Consider the following 23252-nt stretch of genomic DNA (forward strand, 5'->3'; position numbering starts at 1 on the left):
ATGGCGCTTGTCATGAATGACGAAACCGAAGCTCTCCAGCATCGTCGCAGGTTCATCGGCCGCGATCTTATCGGAATAGCGGTCATCATAGCCATTGCCGCGATCGGCTATTTCGCCTTCCCCGATAATCTCGCCCTTCTGACCCGGATGATCACGATCGCGCTGCTCGTCCTGTCGCTCGATCTCGTGACCGGTTATTGCGGCGTCGCGACCCTCGGCCATGCAGCGCTTTTCGGCTCCGGCGCCTATGCCGCCGGGATCCTGTCGGCGCATTACGGCATCAATGACCCGCTGCTGATGATGCTGGCCGGCATATCAGGCGGCGCTGCTGCCGGGCTACTCTGCGGCGCCATCATCCTGCGTGCGCATGGACTGCCGCAGCTGGTGCTGTCGATTGCGCTGATCAACCTCTTCCATGAATTCGCCAACAAGGCCTCGTCCTGGACAGGCGGCAGCGATGGACTGTCCGGCATCGCGCCGGATCCGGTCTTCGGCCTCTTCGAATTCGATCTCTATGGTCACACCGCCTTCTTCTTCGGAATGGCGCTGCTGCTGATCGTCTTCGTGCTGCTACGGTTCCTGGTCCGCTCGCCCTTCGGCATGCTCTGCCGCGCCATCAAGCAGGACCCGCTGCGCATCCGCGCCATGGGCGCTTCGCCGAAGGCAGCTCTCATCAGGATGTACGCAATATCAGGCGCCGTTGCCGGTGTCGGCGGCGCCTTGAACGCGATTTCGACACAGGTCGTCGGCCTCGACAGCCTGTCTTTCACGCAGTCGGCCGAAGCGCTTGTCATGCTGGTGCTCGGCGGCACCGGTTCTCTCTTCGGCGCGCTCTCCGGCACTGTTATCTTCATGCTCTTCGAAGACTATGTCTCAGCCGCCAATCCCTTCCACTGGCTGACCATGGTCGGCGCGCTGCTGATCGCCGTTGTGCTCTTTGCGCCGAAAGGTCTCTATGGCACAGCCGCAGCCTTCGTTGGCCGCCGCAGGGAGCAGCGCTCATGAGCCCGGTCTTCGAAGTCGCCAATCTCAAGAAAGCCTTCGGCGGCCTTGCCGTCACCAATAATGTCTCGCTCACGATGTCGCCTGGCGATCGCATCGCGCTGATCGGCCCGAACGGCGCCGGCAAGACCACCTTCGTCAACCTCGTGACCGGCAATCTATCGCCCGACTCCGGCGAGGTTCGCCTTGGCGGCGAGCTGGTGACGAAGGTCGATGCGATCGGCAGGGTCAGACGCGGTCTTGTCCGCTCGTTTCAGGTGACGCGGCTCTTCCAGGACATGACGCCGGCCGAACATGTGGGACTTGCCGTCCTTCAGCGCGATGGAAAGACCGGGCATATGTTCGGCAATTTCCTGCGTATGCCCGATGTCATGGCGGAAGTCGACGATCTCCTTGGAAAACTCGGGCTGGCTTTCCTGATGCATCGCAAGGTCAGCGAAATCGCCTATGGCCAGCAACGGCTTCTCGAGATCGCCGTGGCGCTGGCGCTGAAGCCGAAGGTGCTGCTACTCGACGAACCCGCAGCCGGCGTGCCGCAAAGCGATACCGGCCGCATCGAGCAGGCGCTGGCCGATCTGCCCGCCGATCTCGCCGTGCTGATGATCGAACACGACATGGATCTCGTCTTCCGTTTTGCCAAACGCGTCATCGTGCTTGCATCAGGCACGATCATCTTCGACGGCCTGCCGGAAGACGTCACCAAGGATGCGCGTGTGCGCGAGGCCTATCTCGGGAGCTATGCCAATGCCAGCCATATCGCTTGAGGTCGAGAATCTGTCGGCCGGATATGGGCCGACGAGAGTGCTCGAAGGTATTTCCTTCACCGTGCCGGCGGGTGCCCGGCTTGCCGTGCTCGGCCGCAACGGCATGGGCAAGACCACGCTGCTCGCGACGCTTGCCGGGCAGACCAGGCGATACGAGGGCAGCATCCGCCTCGGCGATTCGGATGTCACGACGGCACCGAGTGCTGCACGCGCGCACAAGGGCCTCGGATATGTGCCGCAGGCACGCTGCGTCTTCCCGACGCTGACAGTCGAAGAAAACCTCTTCGTCGGCTTGAAGGCGCGACCGAAGACGGCGCTGGAGGAAGCCTATGCGATGTTCCCGCGCCTGAAGGAGCGCCGCGGCAACCTCGGCAGCCAGCTCTCCGGCGGCGAGCAGCAGATGCTCTCCACCGCCCGCACCATTCTCGGCCGCCCCTCCGTCCTGCTGCTCGACGAACCGCTGGAGGGCCTTGCGCCCGTTATTTGCGAGGAACTGATGGCGGCCTTCACCGACCTCGCCAAGACGGGAGACATGACCATCCTGCTGGTCGAGCAGCGCATCCAGAGCGCGCTCGATTTCGCCGATCAAGTCGTCATTCTCGAACGAGGACGACTGGCCTGGACCGGAACGCCGGAAAATCTCACCAGGGATCACGAGGCTGTCGAGAGCCTGCTCGGGGTCGGCGGCCTGCATTGATGGGATGGCCGGCGGAATCATCGGCGTTTCCGGATCCCTCGCTTCCTCCTGAAAGTTACGCTTGGCACGCCGAGCAATTCATGCAGTATATCGTCATTATGACGTCATCGTTGACCTGTCATTATTATGCTGTCGGGAACGTTTTCTGCCGGCGAAAGTGATAATCGTCTGAAGAGGCCGGAAATGCCATGACCGACGAGGCGACGGCGGCGTAAGACAGGCGTAAAATCTTGGATGATAGGCAGGATCGGCGTCGATTCCGGCCTTTTTACTTGGATGTTGGAGTTATAGCCAATCGGAATTTGCTGGCCTTGATGGGTTGGAATTATCCGATGCTCCATCGATTTCTGTTGTCAAGACACTCGATAAAGTTGCACACTGAAACCGCCTATCAAACGGGGGGATAGAAATGGCAAACCACAAGCCGGTCGCAGGTGATGTATACCAGCCTATTTTCAACATCGACAACCCGATCGACGGCAACATCCTGGACAATACTAGTTCGGTGGATGCCGACGGAGATCAGGTGCGTCTCAACTTCGTCAATGGGCAGCGAATTCCGCAACCGGCCGATCCGAACGGGCCTGCCACGACCACCACAGTCGAGGGAAATTACGGCACTCTAACCGTCTATTCCAATGGTAACTACAGCTATGAGCTCGATCACACCAACCCGGTGGTATCAGCGCTCGGCCCGGGAGACCAACTCGTCGACCAGTTCAATTTCAAGATCTCGGATGGCAAAGGCGCGACCGACTTCGGCTTGCTCAACATCGCGGTCGACCTGCCGGAACGCGGCGACGTCTTCGTGAATTTCGAGGATGTCGGCAACCACGACTTCCCGACGGGCTACAAAGGCTTCGATTGGGGCGCTTGGTACGATGGTGACGACGCGACTGTGCGGGAGGAGGCGGATGGCAACCACTATCTGGGAGGAGGCGTGTTCTGGACACCCATCCAAGCCGCCGATGGCGGCAACTTTCAGATCGAGCAATTCAGTGTCGCAAACGGCACATCGGACTATGACAACGTTCTGACGATCGAAGGTAAGCTGGACGGCGATACCGTATTCTTGGTCACGGTCAACGTCACCGCCGACAGCATTCATGACCCGCAAGTGATCGATCTCAGCGCCTACGGCGAAATCGACCAACTCGTGCTCGACACCGAACCCGTCATCAACGAAACGAGCGGCCCGGATTATTACGGCGCGCAATACGACAACTTTCATTTCATCGTTTGATTGATGGGGAAAGGGCGCCGCATCACCAAAGTCTGTGCACCTTCACCGACTGCGTTCTGCGGCGCCTATCTAGGTACCAATTTCTTGCGATAGCTGACGGGCCTGCATCTTGCTAGCATTGGATCGTTCGAGGGGGCACGATTATGCTGGGATGGAGGAAATGATGCAGCCAGTCGGGATCAGGTTAGCGGCGGTCGTGTTCTCGCTCGCCGTATGGACTATCATTATCGCTGTCGCATCCCACCTTTGGGCGACGAAGATGCCTCTGTTGCTTCTGACGCTCTACAGATAGGCCTGTCCTCGCCGTTGGCGCGAATCCTGCAGATCAGGGCCGGACTGGTTTTGTCCCTCGCCGCCACGTTGGCGATGCGACCAAGGTGCTGCCAAGGCCGCCGGAACCGGCTCAAAATCGAGCCGCAAAAATCGCCAATTCTGCAATGAAAAGATGGTAGCGGAGGAGGGATTTGAACCCCCGACACAAGGATTATGATTCCTCTGCTCTGACCTACTGAGCTACTCCGCCACTGGTCAACGATACCCGCTCGCGAAGCGATGCCGGTTCGTGGGATGAGCGGCTTATAAGGTGCGCTTCGGCTTTGTGTCAAGCGCATGATCGAGAAAAACGGTGGGCTTTGCCGGCCGTCGTTACCTATGGGTTTCAGGCGGCGACGGGGCTGGCCAGAAGGGCCTTCAGGCAGGCTTCCGCCGAAGGTTCGCGCTCGGAGCGTTCGATGAAGCCGCCGCCGAAGACGCGGGCGTTGTCGCCGGGCGCGGAATAAAGCGCGCAGGCCTGGCCGGGCGCGATACCCGCCTCGCCGACCGTCAGGTCGACATAGGTGCCAGTTGTATCGACATGCAGGACGGCGGGTGCCGGCGCCCGTGTCGAGCGGACCTTGGCGTAGCAGGCAAAGCCCTTGCCGGACGCGGCTTCCTGAAGTGTTTCGTCGCCCAGCCAGTTGATGTCGCGCAGGTAGACGCGGTGCGTTTCCAGCGCCTCCTTCGGTCCGACGATGACGCGGCGCGAACGAGCGTCGAGAAAGACGACGTAGAGCGGCTCGCCGGTAGCGATGCCGATGCCGCGGCGTTGGCCGATGGTGAAGTGCAGGATGCCCTCATGGGTTCCGAGCACGCGGCCATCGAGATGGACGATCTCGCCGGCAAGCGCCGCATTCGGCTTCAGCTTGGTGATGACGTCGGAATATTTACCCTGCGGCACGAAGCAGATGTCCTGGCTGTCGGCCTTCTTGGCAACGACGAGGCCCATCTCTTCGGCGAGCCTGCGGGTCTCGGCCTTCGGCAGGCCGCCCAGGGGAAAGCGGAGATAATCGATCTGTTCCTGCGTCGTGGCGAAGAGGAAATAGCTTTGGTCGCGGTCGGCATCGGCCGGGCGGAAAAGCGCGCGGCGGCCGGGATTGTCCGGCGAGGGGTTCAGTCCCGAGCGGATATAGTGACCGGTCGCCAGCGCATCGGCGCCAAGTTCCTTGGCGGTCGCCAGCAGATCGGCGAATTTGACAGTCTGGTTGCAGGAAACGCAAGGGATCGGCGTTTCGCCCGCCACATAGCTCTCGGCGAAGGGATTGATCACCGTCTCGCGGAAGCGCTTTTCGTAATCGAGCACGTAATGCGGGATGCCGAGCGTTTCGCAGACGCGGCGCGCATCGTCGATATCCTGGCCGGCGCAGCAGGAACCGGCGCGGTGAACGGCGGCGCCATGATCGTAAAGCTGCAGCGTAATGCCGAGCACATCGTAACCCTGTTGCTTGAGAAGGCCGGCGACGACGGATGAATCGACGCCGCCCGACATGGCAACGACGACACGGGTCTCTTCCGGCTTCTTGTCAAAATCCAGTGTGTTCAACGATGGTGCCAATTCTGCGCGGTCACGATCCGCCTTTGCGCTGCAATTGCGGCGGATTGCTGATCTCCGGCGGGATCGACCGCCGTCTCTCGATGAGGCACCGATATAGAAAGGATTGTCGCGGGACGCAAGGGGCGGCATCGGCGCCTGAGTGTTTTGCATTCCCGCACCAAAGAAAGGCGCAGCCGAAGCCGCGCCCTGGAGCGGGGGGTGCGGCTCAAGTGCCGATCAGCTTGTTGCAGGCGAATGCGATGCCCGGATTGGTGACAATGGCGGTTACAAGCGCCAGTCCGATCATCGAGAATGAATAGCGTTTCATAGACATCCTCCTTTCCAGCCCGCGACAATTATGCCGCTTCTGCCGCCGTTCTCAAAATGACGAATGCTTGATGGCATCAGGCGGCATGCCTCTGCCGGACGGCTGATCCCAGCTGCCGCGCAAGCACGCCTATCTACGAGACTTAGCAGCCCTCAGCGCGCGGCCGTGGATCAGCGCCTCCGCCTCGTGCTGCGGCATCGGCCGGCCGAGCAGATAGCCCTGCACCTCACTGAAGCCTTCGGCGCGCAGCTTCTGCAACTGCTCCTCCGTCTCGATCCCTTCGGCCAGCGTCGTCGCATTGAAGCCGGAGCCGATACCGACGACGGCACGCACGATGGCGAGATTGCCCGCATCCGTCTCGATGCCCGAAACAAAGCTGCGGTCGAGCTTGATCTTGTCGAAGGGGAAGGACCGGAGATAACTCAGCGACGAATAACCGGTGCCGAAATCGTCGATGGCGATACGGAGGCCGAGTTCCTTCAATGCGCGTAGCCGCGGCAGGCTTTGGTCGGCATCGGTCAGGAATACGGACTCGGTGATCTCGAGTTCAAGCCGGTCGGCATTGAGGCCGGTCTCGTCGAGCGCCGCGACCACGGTCGAAAGCAGGCTCGCATGCCGGAACTGGCTGACGGAGAGATTGACGGCGATCCTCAGATGGGCGGGCCAGCCGGCGGCCGCGCGGCAGGCTTCCCGGATCACCCAGTCGCCGATCGGCACGATAAGGCCGGTTTCCTCGGCAAGCGGAATGAATTCCATCGGCGCCACCAGCCCGCGCTTGGGATGGCGCCAGCGGATCAGCGCCTCAAAGCCGCCGATGTCGTCATTGTCGAGCTGTACGATCGGCTGGTAATGTAGCTCGAACTGGCGCTTCTCCAGCGCTTCCCACAGCTCGGCGGTCATCACGTGCCGGCGCTCGGCGGCAAGCCGCATCTCCGTCTCGTAGAAACGATAGGTCGAGCGCCCGTTCTCCTTGGCGGCATAGAGCGCCAGATCCGCATGCCGCATCAGCACATCCGCGTCGCCGGCATGATCGGGCGCCAAGGCGATGCCGATACTGCAGGTGACATGCTCCCGGGCGCCGTCGAGATCGAAGGCACGGCTCAGCGCCTTGAGCAGCCGCTGCGCAAAACGTCCGGCCCGCTCCGATCCGTCGAGCTCCAGCACGACGGCGAATTCGTCGCCGCCGAGACGGGCGACGAGATCGCCCTCCTCCGCCAGCTGCAGCAGCCGCTCCGACACCTGGCAAAGCAGCGCGTCGCCGGCGGCATGTCCCTTGCTGTCGTTGATGTGCTTGAAATGATCGACGTCGATATAGAGCAGCGCGATCGGGCTGTCGGTGGTCGCTTCGACCGCCCGCTGGTTGATACGCCTGGAAAATGCCGCCCGGTTCGGCAGGCCGGTGAGCGAATCGTGCATGGCGAGATGGGCAAGCTTTGCCTCGACGGTCCGCTCCTCCGTCACGTCCTGCGAGATGCCGAGCAGATAACGCGGCGCATGGCCCTCCGGCGTCGGCAGGGCGCGCTTGACGGTGCGCAGGATGCGCGGCACGCCATCGGCGCGCAGCATCGTCTCCTCGAAGCTGATTGCCGTATTGGTTTCGAAGGCGCGGCGATCCTGCTCGCGGAAGGCCCCTGTCTGGCCGGCGGGAAACAGCGCTCGGTCGGTTCGGCCGACCACGTGCTCCGCCCTCATGCCGACGATATCGCCGCAGGCCTCGTTGAAGAGAACGTAGAGCCCGTCCGCTTCCATGTCCTTGACGAAGACGCCGACCGGCAGGTTGTCGACGATGCTGTCGAGAAGCGAGCGGGTATCGCTCATCTGGCGTCTGGCCGCATTGACCTCGGTGCGATCCTGCACGATCGCCAGGATTGCGGCCCGGCCCTCGAAACGCACTTCTCGACCATAGGTTAGCACGTCGAAGGTCTCGCCGTTCGCCTTGAGGTGAACCCAGCGCTCTGCCTTTTCCATGTCGGTACGGCCGCTGACGGCGTCGATCATCCGCTCCCGTTCATGCTCGGGGCGGATCTCCAGAACCGTCATGCGCTGGTACTCGTCCGCGCCGTAGCCGTAAAGTACTGCCGCCGCCTCGTTGACGATGAGAAAGCGCAGCGTTACCGGATCATAGACCCACATCGGCGACGGATGCGTTGCAAACAATGACCGGAAGTCGTCGTTTAATGCTTGGGTCTGCTCGGTCTTCTGCAAGAGGGCCATGGAAATTCGCGTGCGGTTGATGCCGATCTCAGCTCTATACCGGGAAAAGTTAAATAAAATCAGAATCATAATCAGGGCTAAACTTTAGGCTTCCGCCTTCAGAATGTGCAAAAGCGGCGATCTGCCATCGCGATCTCGGGCCTCGATAAAATAATTGAGGCACCATGGAACAATTCTCTCGATCGTGCATTCCTGGGCATCGAAGTCGCAAGCCAGTTGCTGAGGAGGGTTTCATGGGCAGGTTCGGCACGACGACGGATTACAGCAGGATCAGACACTGGATCGAAGAACGTGGTGGCCATCCCGCCCGCATCAAGGACGCGAGCGATAGCGAAACTGTCCGCGTCGATTTTTCCTCGGAAACACAGGAAGAAATTTCCTGGGACGAATTCTTTCAGGGCCTCGACGGCAGCAGGCTCGCCTTCCTTCACCGCACCAAGGCTGAAGACGATGTCGCCCGTTTCGGCAGGCTCGTCCGCCGGAAACGCCGGCACCGTTAATTTGTCTGTTCTCTGAAACAGCAAAAACCCGGCGCCGTTTCCAGCGCCGGGTTTTTCATTTCCTTGGGAGGAAAAACTCAGTCGATATTGAAGGTCAGCGGTTTTGCCTGGCGTACTGCCTGGTGGGCGGTCAACTCAGCAAGCACGGCGTCATCAACCTTGCCGTCGACATAGAGCAGTGCGATGGCGTCGCCGCCCTGCTTGTCACGGCCGAGCTGGAAGTTGGCAATGTTGACGCCGGCAGCACCAAGCGTCGTGCCGATGAAGCCGATCATGCCGGGAACGTCGGTATTGGTGATATAGATCATGTGCGAGCCGACATCGGCATCGAGGTTGATGCCCTTGATCTGGATGAAGCGCGGCTTGCCGTCCGAAAACACCGTGCCGGCGACCGAGCGCGTCATGCTTTCGGTCGTCACCGTCAGCTTGATATAGCCGTCGAAGACGCCGGTTTTGTCGCGCTTGACCTCGGAGAGCACGATGCCCTTTTCCTTGATCATGATTGGCGCCGAAACCATGTTGACGTCGGCGACCTGCGGGCGGATGAGGCCGGCGAGCACAGCACTCGTCAGTGCCCGCGTGTTCATGTTGGCAGTGATGCCGTCATAGAGGATTTCGATTTCCTTGATCGGCTCTTCGGTGACCTGGCCGACGAAGGCGCCGAGAACGTCGGCAAGGCGGATGAAGGGCCTAAGGATTGGCGCTTCTTCAGCCGTGATCGACGGCATGTTGATGGCGTTGGAGACGGCACCGTTGACAAGGTAATCCGCCATCTGTTCGGCCACCTGCAAAGCGACGTTTTCCTGCGCCTCGGTCGTCGAGGCACCAAGATGCGGCGTGCAGACGACGTTCGGCAGGCCGAAGAGCGGGCTTTCCTTGGCGGGCTCGACCTCGAAGACGTCGAAGGCGGCACCGGCGACATGACCCGACTTGATGGCCTCGGCAAGCGCGGCCTCATCGACCAGGCCGCCGCGGGCGCAGTTGATGATGCGCACGCCGGGCTTGGTCTTCGCCAGCGCTTCCTTGTTAAGGATGCCGCGCGTCTTGTCGGTCATCGGCACATGCAGCGTGATGAAGTCGGCGCGGGCGAAAAGCTCTTCCAGCTCGACCTTGGTGACGCCCATCTCTTCGGCGCGCTCCTTGGAGAGGAACGGGTCGTAGGCGACGACGTGCATCTTGAGGCCAATGGCCCGGGCGCAGACGATCGAGCCGATATTGCCGGCGCCGATGACGCCGAGCGTCTTGCCGGTGATCTCGACGCCCATGAACTTCGACTTCTCCCACTTGCCGGCCTGCGTCGAGGTATCGGCTGCCGGAAGCTGGCGGGCGACGGCGAACATCAGCGCGATCGCATGTTCGGCCGTCGTGATCGAGTTGCCGAAGGGCGTGTTCATGACGATGATGCCGCGGCGCGAGGCGGCCGGGATATCGACATTGTCGACGCCGATGCCGGCACGGCCGACGACCTTGAGGTTCGTCGCCCCCTCGATGATCTTTTCAGTCACCTTGGTAGCGGAGCGGATGGCCAGGCCATCATACTTGCCGATGACTTCGAGCAGACGGTCTTTGTCCTTGCCGAGCTGCGGTTCGAAATCGACTTCGACGCCGCGGTCGCGAAAAATCTGGACGGCGGTTTCCGACAACTCGTCGGATACGAGAACGCGAGGTGCCATGAGGGCCTCCTTCAAAAGTGTTCAGCGATGAATGAATCAGGAATAGGCTCCGCCCTATGGCGGAGCCGGATGCGATCACCTCAGGCGGCGGCCTGAGCGAGCTGCGCCTTCTGTGTTTCGAAGGCCCAGGAAAGCCACGGCATCAGCTTCTGCATGTCGGATGCCTCGATCGTGGCGCCAGCCCAGATGCGCAGGCCCGACGGCGCGTCGCGGTAGTGGCCGACGTCATAGGCGACACCTTCCTTTTCCAGGAGGCCGACCAAGCCCTTGGCGAAATTCGCCTGGCTGTCGTCATCAAGCGCTGCGATGTCCTTGTCGACGATCTTCAGGCAGACGGAAGTGTTGGAGGCCGTTTCCGCCTTGACCGCGAGATTGGCGATCCAATCGTTTGCCGCGACGAAATCGTGGATGACCTTGGCATTGGCATCGGCACGCGCGATCAGCCCCTTGAGGCCGCCGAGGCCCTTCGCCCAGACAAGCGCATCGATATAGTCCTCGACGCAGAGCATCGACGGGGTGTTGATCGTCTCGCCCTGGAAGATGCCCTCCGTCAGCTTGCCGCCCGAGGTCATGCGGAAGATCTTCGGCAGCGGCCAGGCCGGCGTGTAGGTCACCAGACGCTCGACGGCACGCGGCGAAAGAATGATGACGCCATGGGCGCCCTCGCCGCCCAGAACCTTCTGCCAGGAGAAGGTGACGACGTCGAGCTTGGCGAAATCGAGTGCCTGCGCGAAAGCGGCCGAGGTGGCGTCGCAGATCGTCAGGCCCTTGCGGTCGGCTGGGATGAAATCGGCGTTCGGCACGCGCACGCCGGAGGTGGTGCCGTTCCAGGTGAAGACGACGTCGCGGTCGAAATCGACGGCGGAGAGATCGGGAAGCTCGCCGTAACCGGCTTCGAGCTTGCGCACATCCTTGAGCTTCAGCTGCTTGACGACATCAGTGACCCAGCCGGCGCCGAAGCTTTCCCAGGCGAGCATATCGACGCCGCGTTCGCCGAGCAGCGACCAGAGCGCCATTTCGACGGCGCCTGTGTCGGACGCCGGAACGATGCCGATGCGGTAATCCGCCGGCACTTCGAGAATTTCACGGGTAAGGTCGATGGCCTGCTTGAGCTTGGCCTTGCCGACCTTCGCGCGGTGCGAACGGCCAAGGGCCGCGTCGGAAAGGGCTTCGAGCGACCAACCGGGGCGCTTCGAGCAGGGGCCAGAAGAAAAATGGGTATTGAGCGGACGGATGTCCGGCTTTGCGGTCTTCGCCATGATGCTATCCTCTCAGATAGAAAGCCCTTCGTTGGGGAAGGGTGTCCCGCCGCGGTGTGTATGGATCCGGCGCGTCATAGTCAAGATCGAAGTGTCGCGGCGGGAACATATTTTGCCGCAGAGCAGTAGGGCCGCAATACGAAAAGCCGCCCGGTTGGGGGCGGCTTCTGGTGTCAGGGAGATCGGACTTACTTGTAGACAGGCTGCTGCAGCGGGATTTCCGGCGGCGGTTCGTAGCTCGCCTGGGCGCAGCCCCCGAAGAGATAGCGGGCACCGACGCGGGCTTCGTGAACGCTGAGACCCTTGTCGCGACCCGGGCCGCCATTGTCGGCATAGCCGAACATGTTGCCGCCGTCGATATGCAGGTAGCGATAGCCGACATCGGCCTTGACGTTGCAGGTCACGTCGATCGAGGCGCCGGCCATCAGGGCGTAAGTGAAACGCCAGGAGCCCTTGCCGCCATGCGTGACCTGGTCGTCGCAGAAGCTGCCGTCATCGGCGCAGGCAACGTTGCGCAGGTTCTTCCACTTCACGTAGGAACCACCGATACCAGCACCGACATAAGGCGTGACGTAGCCATAGGTGCCGAGATCGACATAGGCATTGGCGAGCAGTGTATAGGCCGTCAGCGAAGAGCGGTCGCTCGAGGTGCAATCCACCAGAGGAAAGCCGCACTGCCCAACCGTCGAACCCTTGAAATCCGCCTGGGTGAGATAGTCGAAGGTCAGATCGGTGCGCAGATAGCTGTTGATCTGATAACCGACACCGCCGCCGATCGTCCATGCGTCATCGAGATCAGCGTCGTCGAAATCGACTTCCGTGGCGTTGCTGCCCTGAAAATAGCGGGCGCCGCGCAGATCGGTAAAGGCATAACCGACGTCACCGCGCAGATACCAGCCGGTCGCTTCGGTGACCGTTACCTCAGGCGGCTGCTCCGGGATAGGTTCGGCAGGGGCGAAGTCCGCGGAATAGGCATTTGTCGCGATCAACAATGCGGCGAAGATGCCGGACAAGCTTCTTTTCATGGATCCCACTCCAAAATCTCGTTGCGTCGGCAGGCTCAATCGCCGCCAATCTGGTACGCTTCGTATGGATAATGAATTGGAAACGTTAAAAGCTGCTTAACTATAAATGGGAAGAAACGCTAAGAGAGAGATTGGCGGCGAGTTCCTCGCTATCGTGGAGTTAGGTTCAGGCTGGCAGCCGCCGGACTCACCGAAGACCGCCAACTGCAAAGCCCAAGAACCCCGCCCCGTCAAATCGCCAGGTCGGTTTCCTTCGCCGTCAGATCCATCGGCTGCTCCAATCGACAAATCTTGCTGTTACTTCCATTGCGTCGCGTTTTCGGCAGCGCAGCCGTATGGTGGCAAGGAGGTGCCAAAGGTCGTTTTGAGCTTGGCACAACCCCAGGCATTGATCGGGCCCGGCATGGCATTGTTGAGCGTGATGCCGATTTCATCGTAAGGGCTGTCGGTGTTGGTGATGTAGCGATACCAGCGGAAACCGGTAAAGACGACGAATGCCAGAGCGATCGTCAGCAGCAGGCGCACCAATTTTTTCATGATATTTCCCTTGAATGCAAATGCCGCCGTGTAGCATCCACGTGTGGAGGTTGACAGCGTTGTCACCAAGGCATCGGCAAATTTCCGTGGATGCCGTCTCAGTGCTCACTGCGCTCCGACATGCTGCGATTGCCGAGGCTTGCTCCCTACCGGAAGCCAAGCTGGCAAGTCACTGACATCTTGTCTTCGGAAGGGCGGAGACGGTCCCGGCGGGAAGTCGATCCGGAGTAAATCTTCGAACCGAAGGCACCAATAACGAAAAGCCGGTACTTCCGTACCGGCTTTTGACATTTCATCCCGAAAAAATCAGGCGGCTGTCCGGACGTTCGAGATCGTACCGATCAGCTCGTTGACGATGCGTTCGATCTGGGCGCGGTCGTCGCCCTCGGCCATGACGCGGATCAGCGGCTCGGTGCCCGAGGGGCGGATGACGAGGCGGCCGTTCCTCGCAAGCTCGGCTTCGGCATCGGCGATCGCCTTCCGCACCTGGATATCCTCCAGCGGCTTGCCACCGCTGATGCGGACATTGCGTAGCAGCTGCGGCACTGGCTCGAAGCGACGGCAGACCTCGCTGACGGTCCGGCCGGTGCGTTTGACCGCGGCCAGGATCTGCAGCGCCGCCACGAGACCGTCGCCGGTCGTGCCGTAATCCGAAAGCACGATGTGGCCGGACTGCTCGCCGCCGACATTGTAATTATGCTGGCGCATATGCTCGACGACGTAACGGTCACCGACCTTCGTCCGGGCAAGGCCGAGGCCCTTGTCATCGAGGAAACGCTCGAGGCCGAGATTGGACATGACGGTCGCAACGATACCATTGCCGCGCAGCTGCTGGCTCTCGGCCCAGCTCTCGGCGATGACGGCCATCAGCTGGTCGCCGTCGACGATCGAGCCGTTCTCGTCGACGATGATGACGCGATCCGCATCGCCATCGAGCGCGATGCCGATATCGGCGCGCACCTCGTCGACCTTCTTCTGCAACGCGACGGGGCTGGTGGAACCACAATTGAGGTTGATGTTGATGCCGCTCGGCTCGTTGCCGATAGTGACGACCTCAGCACCGAGTTCCCAGAGCACGGCGGGCGCCACCTTGTAGGCGGCACCGTTGGCGCAATCGATGGCGATCCGGAGACCCTGCAGCGTGACGTCGCGCGGCAGCGTGCGTTTGACATGCTCGAGATAGCGATAGATATCGCCATCGACGCGCTTGGCTCGGCCGATTTCCTCAGCCTTGGCAAGCTGCCCCGATAGATCCTTCTCGAGCAGATCCTCGATCTGCGCTTCGATGTCATCGGAGAGCTTGTAGCCGTCCGGACCGAAAAGTTTGATACCATTGTCTTGGAACGGATTGTGCGAGGCCGAAATCATCACCCCAATGTCGCATCGCAGGGAACGCGTCAGCATGGCAACCGCAGGTGTCGGAATAGGGCCGAGAAGGAACACGTCCAGTCCAGCCGCGGTAAAACCGGCCACGAGGGCATTCTCCAGCATGTATCCTGACAGGCGCGTGTCCTTGCCGATCACCACACGATGACGGTGGGCGCCGTTACGGAAAATCGTTCCTGCGGCGATGCCAACCCGCATCGCAAGGTCCGGCGTCATCGGGAAGACGTTGGCCTGGCCGCGAATGCCGTCCGTACCGAAATAGCGTCTTTTCATCTGCACTCCTGCGCTTTCCGCGCGCCATTCAAGGCAGCGCATCGTTCCAAGCGAATCCGGCTTCAGTGGAATGTCGTCAATCCAGGAGCGTGATTCATGCTTGCCTCAATTCAGCGGAATGCCACAAAATGCGGCGATCAGCACGTAAATTAGCAAGAAAAATGATTATATCCCGTTACCAATGGAAAAGGCCGGATCTCCCACTTCGGAAATCCGGCCTTGTTCAAGGGAGTGCCGCTGTTCAATGCGGCTGCGGTTCGAGGCCAGCTTCGGGCTCGTCACCCTTGGTGGCAGGCCGTGCGCCGGCCTTCGGAACGGCTGAGCCGCGGCTTGGCGGCGAATCATCACCGAGATCGCGGGAAGGCTTTTCGCCGCGGATCAGCGCCTTGATCTCTTCGCCGGTCAGGGTCTCGTATTCGAGCAGACCTTCGGCAAGGGCGACGAATTCATCGTGCTTTTCCGTCAGGATCGTGCGGGCCTGCGTATAGGCCTCGTCGATCAGCCGGCGCACTTCATTGTCGATCTTCTGCGCGGTTGCTTCCGAAACATTCTTCGACTGCGAAACCGAGTGGCCGAGGAAGACTTCCTGCTGGTTCTCGCCATAGGCGACCTGACCGAGTTGATCGGAAAAGCCCCACTGCGTGACCATGGCGCGGGCAAGTTTGGTCGCCTGCTCGATGTCGGAGGAGGCACCCGAAGTGATGTTCTCCTTGCCGAAGGTGAGCTCTTCGGCGACGCGGCCGCCCATCATGATGCAGAGGCGCGAGACCATCCACTTGTAGCTCATCGAGTAGCGGTCGCCCTCGGGAAGCTGCATGACCATGCCGAGCGCACGGCCGCGCGGAATGATCGTCGCCTTGTGCAGCGGATCGGCGACGGCGACATTGAGCGCGGTGATGGCGTGTCCGGCCTCATGGTAAGCGGTGAGCTTCTTTTCCGCCTCGGTCATCGCCGAGGAACGGCGCTCGGCGCCCATCATGATCTTGTCCTTGGCGTCCTCGAATTCCTGCATGGTGACGACGCGCTTGTTGCGGCGGGCGGCCATGAGAGCGGCTTCGTTGACAAGGTTCATCAGGTCGGCGCCGGAAAAACCGGGCGTACCGCGGGCGAGGATCTTGAGATCGACATTCGGCGCCAGCGGAACGTTGCGGGCATGCACCTTGAGAATGCGCTCGCGGCCGACGATGTCGGGGTTCGGCACCACGACCTGACGGTCGAAACGGCCGGGACGCAGCAACGCCGGATCAAGAACGTCGGGACGGTTGGTCGCAGCGATCAGGATCACGCCTTCATTCGCCTCGAAGCCGTCCATTTCGACCAGCAGCTGGTTCAGCGTCTGCTCGCGTTCGTCATTGCCGCCGCCGAGACCGGCGCCGCGATGACGGCCGACGGCATCGATTTCGTCGATGAAGATGATGCAGGGCGCATTCTTCTTGGCCTGCTCGAACATATCGCGCACGCGGCTTGCACCGACGCCGACGAACATTTCGACGAAGTCGGAGCCCGAAATGGTGAAGAAGGGCACGTTGGCTTCGCCGGCAACCGAGCGGGCGAGCAGTGTCTTGCCAGTGCCCGGAGGGCCGACGAGCAATACGCCGCGCGGGATCTTGCCGCCGAGACGCTGAAACTTCTGCGGATCACGCAGGAATTCGACGATTTCTTCGAGATCCTGCTTGGCCTCGTCGACACCGGCGACGTCTTCGAACGTCACGCGGCCATGCGCTTCGGTGAGCAGCTTGGCTTTGGATTTGCCGAAGCCCATCGCCCCGCGTGAACCGCCCTGCATCTGCCGCATGAAGAACAGCCAGACGCCGAGAATCAGAAGCATCGGCAGCAGTGTTCCGAGATAGCTCAGAAAGCCGGAAGAACCATCAGTCTCCGGACGCGCGGTGACGGCCACGTTCTTGGCCTGCAGGCGGTCGAGCAGACTGTCGTCGATCACAGGCGAATAGGTCTGGAAGGTATTGTTGTTCTCCAGATATGTCCCGGTCAACCGGTTACCGGTGACCACGACATCCTTCACCCGGCCCGCATCCACCTCACGCAGGAACTGCGAATAAGGGACTTCACGGGAGCCCGTTTGCACTGGCGCCGTCTGAAACATACTGAAAAGGGCGATCAGCAGAAGCGCTATGATCGCCCACAAGGCGAAATTTCGTAAGTTAGGGTTCATTGAACTCCCCAGCATGGAACAGCCGCCTCATGGCGACCGTCTTATTCCTCTCTAACATAGGGTTGCGCCGTGCGATTGCCAAGGCGACACCCCAGGTCAGATGGTTTTTCCGTCAATACTTCTTAAAGGCAGCCTCGCATAGGGCGCCGTCGCGAAAACCGCCGAAAGCCTATTGGCAAAGATGAAGTCAAATCGTGTCAAAAAGCGGTCGAAGGGTGCGAAATAGGGTGTTAGTTCGACCATGCGGGCGGATTCCTCAGATAAAGGGGCTCCTTCGGCAGATAAAACCGGCGCCGCAGCCATGGCGCGCTTCCATGCACCCTTGGGAAGGCGCCCGTCCGACCCTCCCTCATTCCTGTCCTCGGACTTGATCCGAGGGATGTCGCAGGAATCCAGCGCGCCCAAGTCCTTGGGCGCGGGAGACTCTTCAAGCATTATTGAGTCATTCACCGCGCCGACGCGCGGTGGCTGGATTCCTGTGACGAGCACAGGAATGAGGGAGTGTCCGGCCTGGGCTTCCACCCCTATAATCGTTCCAGACCTATTTACAGCCCCGAACCTGCCATCCCAAACCCCAGCCTCTCCCGGCCGCAGAACCAGGGGCAATATCCCCCGGCTCTCGCGCGCCAGATGAAGCCCGTCACGTCTGAGATCGAACACTACCCTGCCAGCGGTCATTCGTCCAAGCCTGCTGCCGGTGACAAATGTAAGAACCCGGTCCATCTGTGCCCTGCCCGGCACGAAAGGTTGCCCACCGAAGATGGCTGTCAGACGGCCGAGTGCATAATCAAGGACTGCCCGATCCTGCCGCAACCCGTCAGGCGTCACCTGTCCGAGCAGACCTCCGTGAAGCGTGAAATGACGATCCAGCCAATCTGCTCCCCTAGCCGAAAGAGCCAGCCGTGCTTCCCAAGCCGCGCGGATATTCCTCTCGGCACCTGCATCGGCCGAAAGCTTCCGGCGTGTCCGCACGCGCTCGTAAGTCACATCTTCGTTGCTCGGATCATCGATCCACGGCACGCCCCGCTCTTTGAGGAAAGCGCGGATATCTGCCCGGTTGGAAAAGAGAAGCGGCCGTAAAATCCAGAAGCGCCGGTTGAAGAGCACCGCATCCGCAATGCCGGTCGAAATCTGCTCCGTTCGCATCCCACGCATCTGCAGTGTTTCGCGCTGGTCGTCGAACGTATGGCCAGTGACGATGAGATCGGCTTCGAAACTTTCGGCCGCCGCCGCAAGCATGCCATAACGTGCCTCTCGGGCCGCAGCCATGATACCGGTTTTCGGCTTGTCGCCCTGCCAGATCATGATGATGTGGGGAATGCCGAGCGATGCGCAAAGGGCTGCGACTTCACGCGCCTCGTCTGCGGAGCCGGCGCGCAACGCATGATCGACGGTCGCAGCGCAAAGAGAAATCTTGAGATGGGGCGCGGCCTTCACGGCTTCATCGAGCAGAAGAAGCAGGCCGGTGGAATCGCTGCCGCCTGATATCGCGACGAGAATGCGCGCGGGGCTTTGAAGCGACGTGAGAAACTGGAGGATCGCCCGTTGAGGCGATGCGGCATCCGGAGACATTCCGGAAGGCCTTAGCAGGAGAGGCGCTTCTGTTCGCTCGCAACCTTGCTTATGACGGCACGCGAGGCCTTCGGATAACGCTTCGACACTTCGCGCAGCGTTGCACAGGCCGTCTCGGTATTGTCGAGGGCTGCAAGCGACATGCCGAGCTTCAGCAGCATTTCCGGCGCCTTTTCCGATGTGCCGTATTTCTGATGCGCGTTGAGGAAGGTCTTGGCCGCCTCATTGTACTTGCCCTGCGAATAGAGCGCTTCGCCGAGCCAGAAATTGGCGTCCGCCGCCCGCGCGCTGCTCGGGTATTGGGTGATGTACTGCGTGAATTCCCGTTCGGCCGTGCTGTAATCACCGGATAGCACGTGGCCGTAGGCGGCCTTGTACTGGTCGGCCTCGCTGCCGAGCGAGGCGGTCTGCTGCGGCGTTTTGCTATTGGCATCGGGAAGTGGCCCGGAACCGATCGTGGCATTTTCGTCGACGCTTCCGCCGATCGGATTGCCGTTCTGATCGAAATCGATCGAGCCGAGCTCCTTCGGCGGCTGGCCGAGGCCGCTATTCTCCGGCACGCTCGTGGAGGGAGCCGTTTCGGCTCCCTGCGGTGCTTGGATCACCTTGGCAATGTCGTCGCCGCCGGAGGCTGCCGGAGCGGCATCGGTCTCGCTCTTCTTGACAGGGGCCTTGACGGCACCGCCGGCACCCGTCTTTTCGAGCTGCTGGAAGCGGAACTCATTGTCTTCCTGCTGCTTGCGGATCGTCTCCTGCATCTGCAGAAGCTGAAAGCTCATCTCCTCGATCCGGCCGTTCAACTGCCGCAACTGCTCTTCGAGCTGCTGCACGCGAACCTCCGCATCGCCGCTCTGCACTTTGACGACGGGCGGCGCCGCCTGGTTTTCCGCGGATCGGCCGCCGAGATGTAGCCCGAAGAACGAGGCCGAATAGGCCGCCCGTTCGCTTCCGGTCACAGCCGCCAGGCACAGCATGCCTGCCACGACAAATTTCTTCATATGTATCGTCCTGTCCCAGTGATTCTTCGCACCTCGATGGCACGAACAGGAGATTTTTCCAATTGCTTTCAAAAAGCAACGGAGTCTGGCCAAAGTGTGGTCAAAAAGAAAAGGCGGCCCCTGGGGGACCGCCTTTCGAAAAAGCCAATTGTTGCTCGGCAATTACATGCCGGCGCCGCCAAGCACGGTAACCGCGCGGCGGTTCTGCGACCAGCAGGAAATATCGTCGCAGACGGCGACCGGACGTTCCTTGCCGTAGGAGATCGTCTTCAGGCGCTGCGCCGGGACACCACGCGAAGCGAGATAGTCTTTGGCGGCAGCCGCACGGCGGGCGCCGAGCGCGAGGTTGTATTCGCGCGTGCCGCGTTCGTCGGCATGGCCTTCGACGGTGATCTGGTAGTTCGGGTAGCGGCCAAGCCACTGGGCCTGACGGTCGAGCGTCTGCGAGGCATCGGCGCGGATCGACGAGGAGTCGGTGTCGAAGAAGATGCGGTCGCCGACATTGACCGTGAAGTCCTGGGCAGAGCCCGGCGTTGCGGCGCCAGCACCGCTGCCGAGGCCGAGGTCGCCGGCGCTGTTCGGCGGCTTCTTGGCGCAGCTTGCGAGCGCGAGGCCGGCGATAAGCGCGATCATGACGGGGTTGCGGGCGAAATTCTGCATGCGGCTCATTGCCGGGGTATGAATTCGGCTCATGGCCGGTCTCCTTGCGATTTCATCAGGGTTTCCGGACAGTAACCGCACTCGGTTAACCGCCCCTCAAAGATTATGGTTAACAATTTGCCACTTTGTCCCTTGGCCGCTCGGTTCCATGACTTTGGGGCGACAAGAAGGCAGCAGCGCATCGCCTACTCCATAAGCGGCGACCAGGCCGGGTCGGAGCCGTAGGTCGGCGTCTTCACGAGCTGCTCGTTGTAACCGGTCAGATCGATCGAATAGAGCTGCGGACCGCCCGACCCCGCAGCCTGGCGGAAGAACATCAGCACGCGGCCGTTCGGCGCCCAGGTCGGGCCCTCATTGTGGAAGCCGGTCGTCAGGATGCGCTCGCCCGAACCATCCGGCTTCATCACGCCGATCGAGAACTTGCCGCCGGCCTGTTTGGTGAAGGCGATGAGATCGCCGCGCGGCGACCAGACCGGCGTCGAATAGGAGCCGTCGCCGAAGGAAATGCGGGTCTGGCCCGAGCCATCGGCGTTCATCACGTAGATCTGCGGCTTTCCGCCGCGGTCGCTTTCGAAACTGACGCGTGCGCCGTCAGGCGAATAGGAGGGCGACGTGTCGATCGCCGCCGTCGAGGTCAACCGCGTCGTCGTGCGCGAGCGCAGGTCCATCGTATAGATGTTGGAATTGGCATCCTGCTGCAGGCTCATGATCACCTTCTGACCATCCGGCGAAAAGCGCGGCGAGAAGGTCATGCCGGGGAAATTGCCGACGACCTCGCGTTGCCCGGTTTCCAGCTGCAGCAGATAGACTCGCGGCTGCTGGTTGGCAAAGGACATGTAGGTGACTTCCTGCCGGCTCGGCGAGAAGCGCGGCGTCAGCACGAGATCGCTGCCATCCGTCAGCATTCGCACGTTGAAGCCGTCCTGATCCATGATCGCCAGCTGGCGCTTGCGCTGCTGCTTGGTGCCGGATTCGGAGACGAAGACGACGCGCGTGTCGAAATAACCTTCCTCACCGGTGATCTGCTTGTAGATCGCATCGGCGATGATGTGAGCCACACGGCGCCAGTTCTCCGGCTGCGTATAGAATTGCTGACCGGTCATCTGCTGTCCGGCAAATGTATCCCATAGGCGGAATTCGGCACGAAGGCGGCCATCCGCTTCCTTGGTAACCCGGCCGGTGACCAACGCCTGGGCATTGATGACCTTCCAGTCCTCGAAGCGCGGCGAAGCGTCGGGATTAGAGATCTTCTCGATGAAGGCGGTTTTGTTGATGGGTGCGAAGAGACCGGACCGCTGCAAGTCGGCGGCGATGACTTGCGAGACCTGCGCGCCCATGTCGCCCTGGAAATCAGTCACCGCGATCGGAAGCGGCTGGATATTACCCTTGTTGATATTGATCTCGACAAGCGCGTTCGCCGGAGTCGTAAAGACTGCGGCCCCGACTAGACCGGCAACGACCATCAGGGCGCGGATGAGGGAACACTTGACCATATCAAAACAAGCCTTTCAGCACTTTATAGGTTCAGTTGGCTGACATCGAAGTTCAAAACAACTTCCTTCCAGACATCGTATTTGTCTTTTGGAAGCATCGTGTAAGGAGCTGCACGGACAATTGCGCGAAGAGCTGCGTCGGTAATGATTTTACGTGTCCTTTCGCTGCCACCGCTGACCTCCGCATCGGGAGTTCCGATAATGCGACCGTTCCTATCGAGGCGCACACGGAACCTTAGATGAACGCTGGCGGCGTCCTTCAGGTCCGCAGGGAGGGCAAAACGATTTGTGATGGCATTTCGCATCCCATCGATAACGGGCACACTTAAAATTTTTGCTTTTGAGTCAGTTTTTTCCCGACTCATCGTCTCCGCATGTCCATCAGGCGGCAGTGAGAAAGCAGCCATTAACATCGCCAGCGCCCCGATAGACTTCGCGAAATGGGATAAGCTGCTCAGCATCTAGATTCCAAAATCGCTTGCGTCGAAGGTGAGAAGCATCTCGTTCCAGCCGTTCTCGCCCTCATACTTATCTGCTGGTAAGTTCTTGAGGGGAGATGATTTCATAACAGCGCGATAAACGCTGCTCTTAAGAGCCTGACGAGTCGACTCCGGCCCACCTGTCGCAATGACCTCTGGATCACCAACGACATTTCCGGCCTGATCAAGCTGGAAACGAACCTGAAGATGAACATCGCCCGCGCCCGCCAGCCCCTGAACAGACGACCAATTACCGGAGATCTGACCACGTACGGCGTCAACCTCGCTCTGGCTAAGTTTGGCTCCGCCATTGCTCTTCTTGTTCCCCAGCGATGCTTCTTGCGTCGAGCGCTTGGCCCCACCGGCGGAAGGATCGGCCTTGTTGAGCAGCGCGGAGATTTCATCCGCGTTGAAGTCGCTCTTCATCGATGAAGCCGATTTCGCCACTTCCTGCTTCTTGTCCGCCTTCTTCTTGTCCGCCGGTGTGTCGGCGGTCTTCGGCTGATCCGCAGTCTTTTCCGGCGGCTTTTCGACGGGCTTCTGCGGTTCCAGCGGCTTCACCTGCGGCTTGGCGACGGGGGTCGGCACGTTGTCCGGCAATGCTTCCGCATCCGGCTTCGGCGGCTCCTCCGGCTTGGCCTGTTCTTCCGGCGGTTTTTCCTCCGGCTTCGGCGGCGTCACTTCGACAGGCTTCGGTGGCGGAATGGAAGCGACCTCCTTCGGCTGCTCTACTTCCGTTTCCTCCTTGACGATCTCCTTCACGTCATTCGGCTTAGGATCGATCTTCGGCATCGGCTTGTCGCTCGAATTCGCCGCCGCCGCTTCGGTATTGCTGGGCTTGGCGTTCGGGACCGGAGGCGTTTTCAGGTCGACATTGTTGTCGCCGGCATTTTCGGCGGGCTGTGCGATCGGCGGCCGCGTCGTTGGTACGGGCGCGGAAGTCTCCTTCTTCGGAGCTTTCTTGTCGCCTTGCTGCATCTGGGTAATGGATTCCACCGGCACCAGATCGACCGGCATCGCCTCGAAATCCTCTACCTTGAAGGATTCAGGGGCGCCGAGCGATACCATCGCCCAGGTGAGCACCAGGCCGTGCAAAACAGCAGATGTGATGACACTGGCCTTCATTT

At 60.8% G+C, this 23252-nt stretch carries 19 protein-coding genes and 1 tRNA gene; 5 read left to right on the forward strand and 15 right to left on the reverse strand.

Annotation, left to right across the window (positions count from 1 at the left end; genetic code table 11):
* The 4 genes from RWJ89_RS28440 (at nt 1) to RWJ89_RS28455 (ending at nt 3706) form a co-directional block, all read left to right on the forward strand.
* Nucleotides 1-1005 carry a branched-chain amino acid ABC transporter permease gene (locus tag RWJ89_RS28440; protein ID WP_316031822.1) on the forward strand — a complete coding sequence of 335 codons (1005 nt, stop codon included), beginning with the start codon at nt 1-3 and terminating at the stop codon, nt 1003-1005.
* Nucleotides 1002-1766, forward strand: a complete 765-nt coding sequence (locus RWJ89_RS28445) for an ABC transporter ATP-binding protein (protein WP_316031823.1) — start codon at nt 1002-1004, stop codon at nt 1764-1766. Before RWJ89_RS28440 ends, RWJ89_RS28445 begins: the two co-directional genes overlap by 4 nt.
* Entirely contained in the window at nt 1747-2463 is a 717-nt protein-coding gene (locus RWJ89_RS28450) for an ABC transporter ATP-binding protein (RefSeq protein WP_316031824.1), read from the forward strand. Before RWJ89_RS28445 ends, RWJ89_RS28450 begins: the two co-directional genes overlap by 20 nt.
* Nucleotides 2464-2872: 409 nt before the next feature.
* On the forward strand, nt 2873-3706 hold the full coding sequence (locus RWJ89_RS28455; RefSeq protein WP_316031825.1) for a VCBS domain-containing protein: 834 nt from the start codon (nt 2873-2875) through the stop codon (nt 3704-3706).
* Nucleotides 3707-4152: 446 nt separating this feature from the next.
* Here the strand turns inward: RWJ89_RS28455 and RWJ89_RS28460 are convergent.
* The 3 genes from RWJ89_RS28460 to RWJ89_RS28470 form a co-directional block, all read right to left on the reverse strand.
* A tRNA-Met gene (locus RWJ89_RS28460) sits at nt 4153-4229 on the reverse strand.
* 135 nt (nt 4230-4364) lie between these two features.
* Nucleotides 4365-5564, reverse strand: a complete 1200-nt coding sequence (gene mnmA / locus RWJ89_RS28465; protein WP_020051509.1) for a tRNA 2-thiouridine(34) synthase MnmA — start codon at nt 5562-5564, stop codon at nt 4365-4367.
* A 448-nt stretch (nt 5565-6012) separates the two neighbouring features.
* On the reverse strand, nt 6013-8166 hold the full coding sequence (locus tag RWJ89_RS28470) for a putative bifunctional diguanylate cyclase/phosphodiesterase (RefSeq protein ID WP_316029563.1): 2154 nt from the start codon (nt 8164-8166) through the stop codon (nt 6013-6015).
* Nucleotides 8167-8330: 164 nt separating this feature from the next.
* Between RWJ89_RS28470 and RWJ89_RS28475 the strand changes: the two genes are divergently transcribed.
* Nucleotides 8331-8597, forward strand: coding sequence for a hypothetical protein (locus RWJ89_RS28475; RefSeq protein WP_077979586.1), 267 nt, complete (start codon nt 8331-8333; stop codon nt 8595-8597).
* A gap of 77 nt (nt 8598-8674) precedes the next feature.
* Here RWJ89_RS28475 and serA read toward each other — a convergent pair whose 3' ends face one another.
* From serA to RWJ89_RS28535, 12 genes are all read right to left on the reverse strand, one after another.
* The gene (serA, locus tag RWJ89_RS28480; protein ID WP_316029562.1) at nt 8675-10270 is read right to left on the reverse strand and encodes a phosphoglycerate dehydrogenase; all 1596 of its coding nucleotides are present in this window, start codon (nt 10268-10270) and stop codon (nt 8675-8677) included.
* Nucleotides 10271-10350: 80 nt separating this feature from the next.
* A complete protein-coding gene (locus RWJ89_RS28485; RefSeq protein ID WP_316029561.1) occupies nt 10351-11529 on the reverse strand; it encodes a phosphoserine transaminase in 1179 nt (392 codons plus the stop codon).
* A gap of 188 nt (nt 11530-11717) precedes the next feature.
* Nucleotides 11718-12554 carry an outer membrane protein gene (locus RWJ89_RS28490; RefSeq protein ID WP_316031826.1) on the reverse strand — a complete coding sequence of 279 codons (837 nt, stop codon included), beginning with the start codon at nt 12552-12554 and terminating at the stop codon, nt 11718-11720.
* Between the two features lie 297 nt (nt 12555-12851).
* Nucleotides 12852-13091, reverse strand: coding sequence for a hypothetical protein (locus RWJ89_RS28495; protein ID WP_062945198.1), 240 nt, complete (start codon nt 13089-13091; stop codon nt 12852-12854).
* A gap of 306 nt (nt 13092-13397) precedes the next feature.
* The gene (gene glmM, locus RWJ89_RS28500; protein WP_168271558.1) at nt 13398-14750 is read right to left on the reverse strand and encodes a phosphoglucosamine mutase; all 1353 of its coding nucleotides are present in this window, start codon (nt 14748-14750) and stop codon (nt 13398-13400) included.
* A 241-nt stretch (nt 14751-14991) separates the two neighbouring features.
* A complete protein-coding gene (ftsH, locus tag RWJ89_RS28505; protein WP_020051516.1) occupies nt 14992-16923 on the reverse strand; it encodes an ATP-dependent zinc metalloprotease FtsH in 1932 nt (643 codons plus the stop codon).
* Between the two features lie 96 nt (nt 16924-17019).
* Nucleotides 17020-18495, reverse strand: a complete 1476-nt coding sequence (gene tilS / locus RWJ89_RS28510) for a tRNA lysidine(34) synthetase TilS (RefSeq protein ID WP_316031827.1) — start codon at nt 18493-18495, stop codon at nt 17020-17022.
* 11 nt (nt 18496-18506) lie between these two features.
* Entirely contained in the window at nt 18507-19493 is a 987-nt protein-coding gene (gene ybgF, locus RWJ89_RS28515) for a tol-pal system protein YbgF (protein WP_316031828.1), read from the reverse strand.
* A 162-nt stretch (nt 19494-19655) separates the two neighbouring features.
* Nucleotides 19656-20186, reverse strand: a complete 531-nt coding sequence (gene pal, locus RWJ89_RS28520; protein WP_020051519.1) for a peptidoglycan-associated lipoprotein Pal — start codon at nt 20184-20186, stop codon at nt 19656-19658.
* A 152-nt stretch (nt 20187-20338) separates the two neighbouring features.
* Nucleotides 20339-21646: a Tol-Pal system beta propeller repeat protein TolB gene (gene tolB, locus RWJ89_RS28525; protein ID WP_065281168.1), complete on the reverse strand. Its 1308-nt coding sequence runs from the start codon at nt 21644-21646 to the stop codon at nt 20339-20341.
* A 23-nt stretch (nt 21647-21669) separates the two neighbouring features.
* The gene (locus RWJ89_RS28530) at nt 21670-22107 is read right to left on the reverse strand and encodes a cell envelope integrity protein TolA (RefSeq protein WP_168284236.1); all 438 of its coding nucleotides are present in this window, start codon (nt 22105-22107) and stop codon (nt 21670-21672) included.
* The gene (locus RWJ89_RS28535; RefSeq protein ID WP_168284237.1) at nt 22108-23250 is read right to left on the reverse strand and encodes a hypothetical protein; all 1143 of its coding nucleotides are present in this window, start codon (nt 23248-23250) and stop codon (nt 22108-22110) included.
* Between the last annotated feature and the right edge of the window lie 2 nt (nt 23251-23252).

Origin of the sequence: Rhizobium sp. 10PS4, from assembly GCF_032464805.1 — a bacterium.
GTDB classification, from domain to species: domain Bacteria; phylum Pseudomonadota; class Alphaproteobacteria; order Rhizobiales; family Rhizobiaceae; genus Rhizobium; species Rhizobium laguerreae.

Bases quoted from the DNA above. Each gene is read 5' to 3' on its own strand.
- RWJ89_RS28535 (WP_168284237.1), bottom strand. From the start codon at position 23,250: ATGAAGGCCAGTGTCATCACATCTGCTGTTTTGCACGGCCTGGTGCTC.
- serA (WP_316029562.1), bottom strand. From the start codon at position 10,270: ATGGCACCTCGCGTTCTCGTATCCGACGAGTTGTCGGAAACCGCCGTC.
- RWJ89_RS28445 (WP_316031823.1), top strand. From the start codon at position 1,002: ATGAGCCCGGTCTTCGAAGTCGCCAATCTCAAGAAAGCCTTCGGCGGC.
- ftsH (WP_020051516.1), bottom strand. From the start codon at position 16,923: ATGAACCCTAACTTACGAAATTTCGCCTTGTGGGCGATCATAGCGCTT.
- tolB (WP_065281168.1), bottom strand. From the start codon at position 21,646: ATGGTCAAGTGTTCCCTCATCCGCGCCCTGATGGTCGTTGCCGGTCTA.
- RWJ89_RS28475 (WP_077979586.1), top strand. From the start codon at position 8,331: ATGGGCAGGTTCGGCACGACGACGGATTACAGCAGGATCAGACACTGG.
- RWJ89_RS28530 (WP_168284236.1), bottom strand. From the start codon at position 22,107: ATGCTGAGCAGCTTATCCCATTTCGCGAAGTCTATCGGGGCGCTGGCG.
- RWJ89_RS28455 (WP_316031825.1), top strand. From the start codon at position 2,873: ATGGCAAACCACAAGCCGGTCGCAGGTGATGTATACCAGCCTATTTTC.
- RWJ89_RS28450 (WP_316031824.1), top strand. From the start codon at position 1,747: ATGCCAGCCATATCGCTTGAGGTCGAGAATCTGTCGGCCGGATATGGG.
- pal (WP_020051519.1), bottom strand. From the start codon at position 20,186: ATGAGCCGAATTCATACCCCGGCAATGAGCCGCATGCAGAATTTCGCC.
- RWJ89_RS28440 (WP_316031822.1), top strand. From the start codon at position 1: ATGGCGCTTGTCATGAATGACGAAACCGAAGCTCTCCAGCATCGTCGC.
- ybgF (WP_316031828.1), bottom strand. From the start codon at position 19,493: ATGAAGAAATTTGTCGTGGCAGGCATGCTGTGCCTGGCGGCTGTGACC.
- RWJ89_RS28470 (WP_316029563.1), bottom strand. From the start codon at position 8,166: ATGATTCTGATTTTATTTAACTTTTCCCGGTATAGAGCTGAGATCGGC.
- RWJ89_RS28490 (WP_316031826.1), bottom strand. From the start codon at position 12,554: ATGAAAAGAAGCTTGTCCGGCATCTTCGCCGCATTGTTGATCGCGACA.
- glmM (WP_168271558.1), bottom strand. From the start codon at position 14,750: ATGAAAAGACGCTATTTCGGTACGGACGGCATTCGCGGCCAGGCCAAC.
- RWJ89_RS28495 (WP_062945198.1), bottom strand. From the start codon at position 13,091: ATGAAAAAATTGGTGCGCCTGCTGCTGACGATCGCTCTGGCATTCGTC.
- tilS (WP_316031827.1), bottom strand. From the start codon at position 18,495: ATGTCTCCGGATGCCGCATCGCCTCAACGGGCGATCCTCCAGTTTCTC.
- RWJ89_RS28485 (WP_316029561.1), bottom strand. From the start codon at position 11,529: ATGGCGAAGACCGCAAAGCCGGACATCCGTCCGCTCAATACCCATTTT.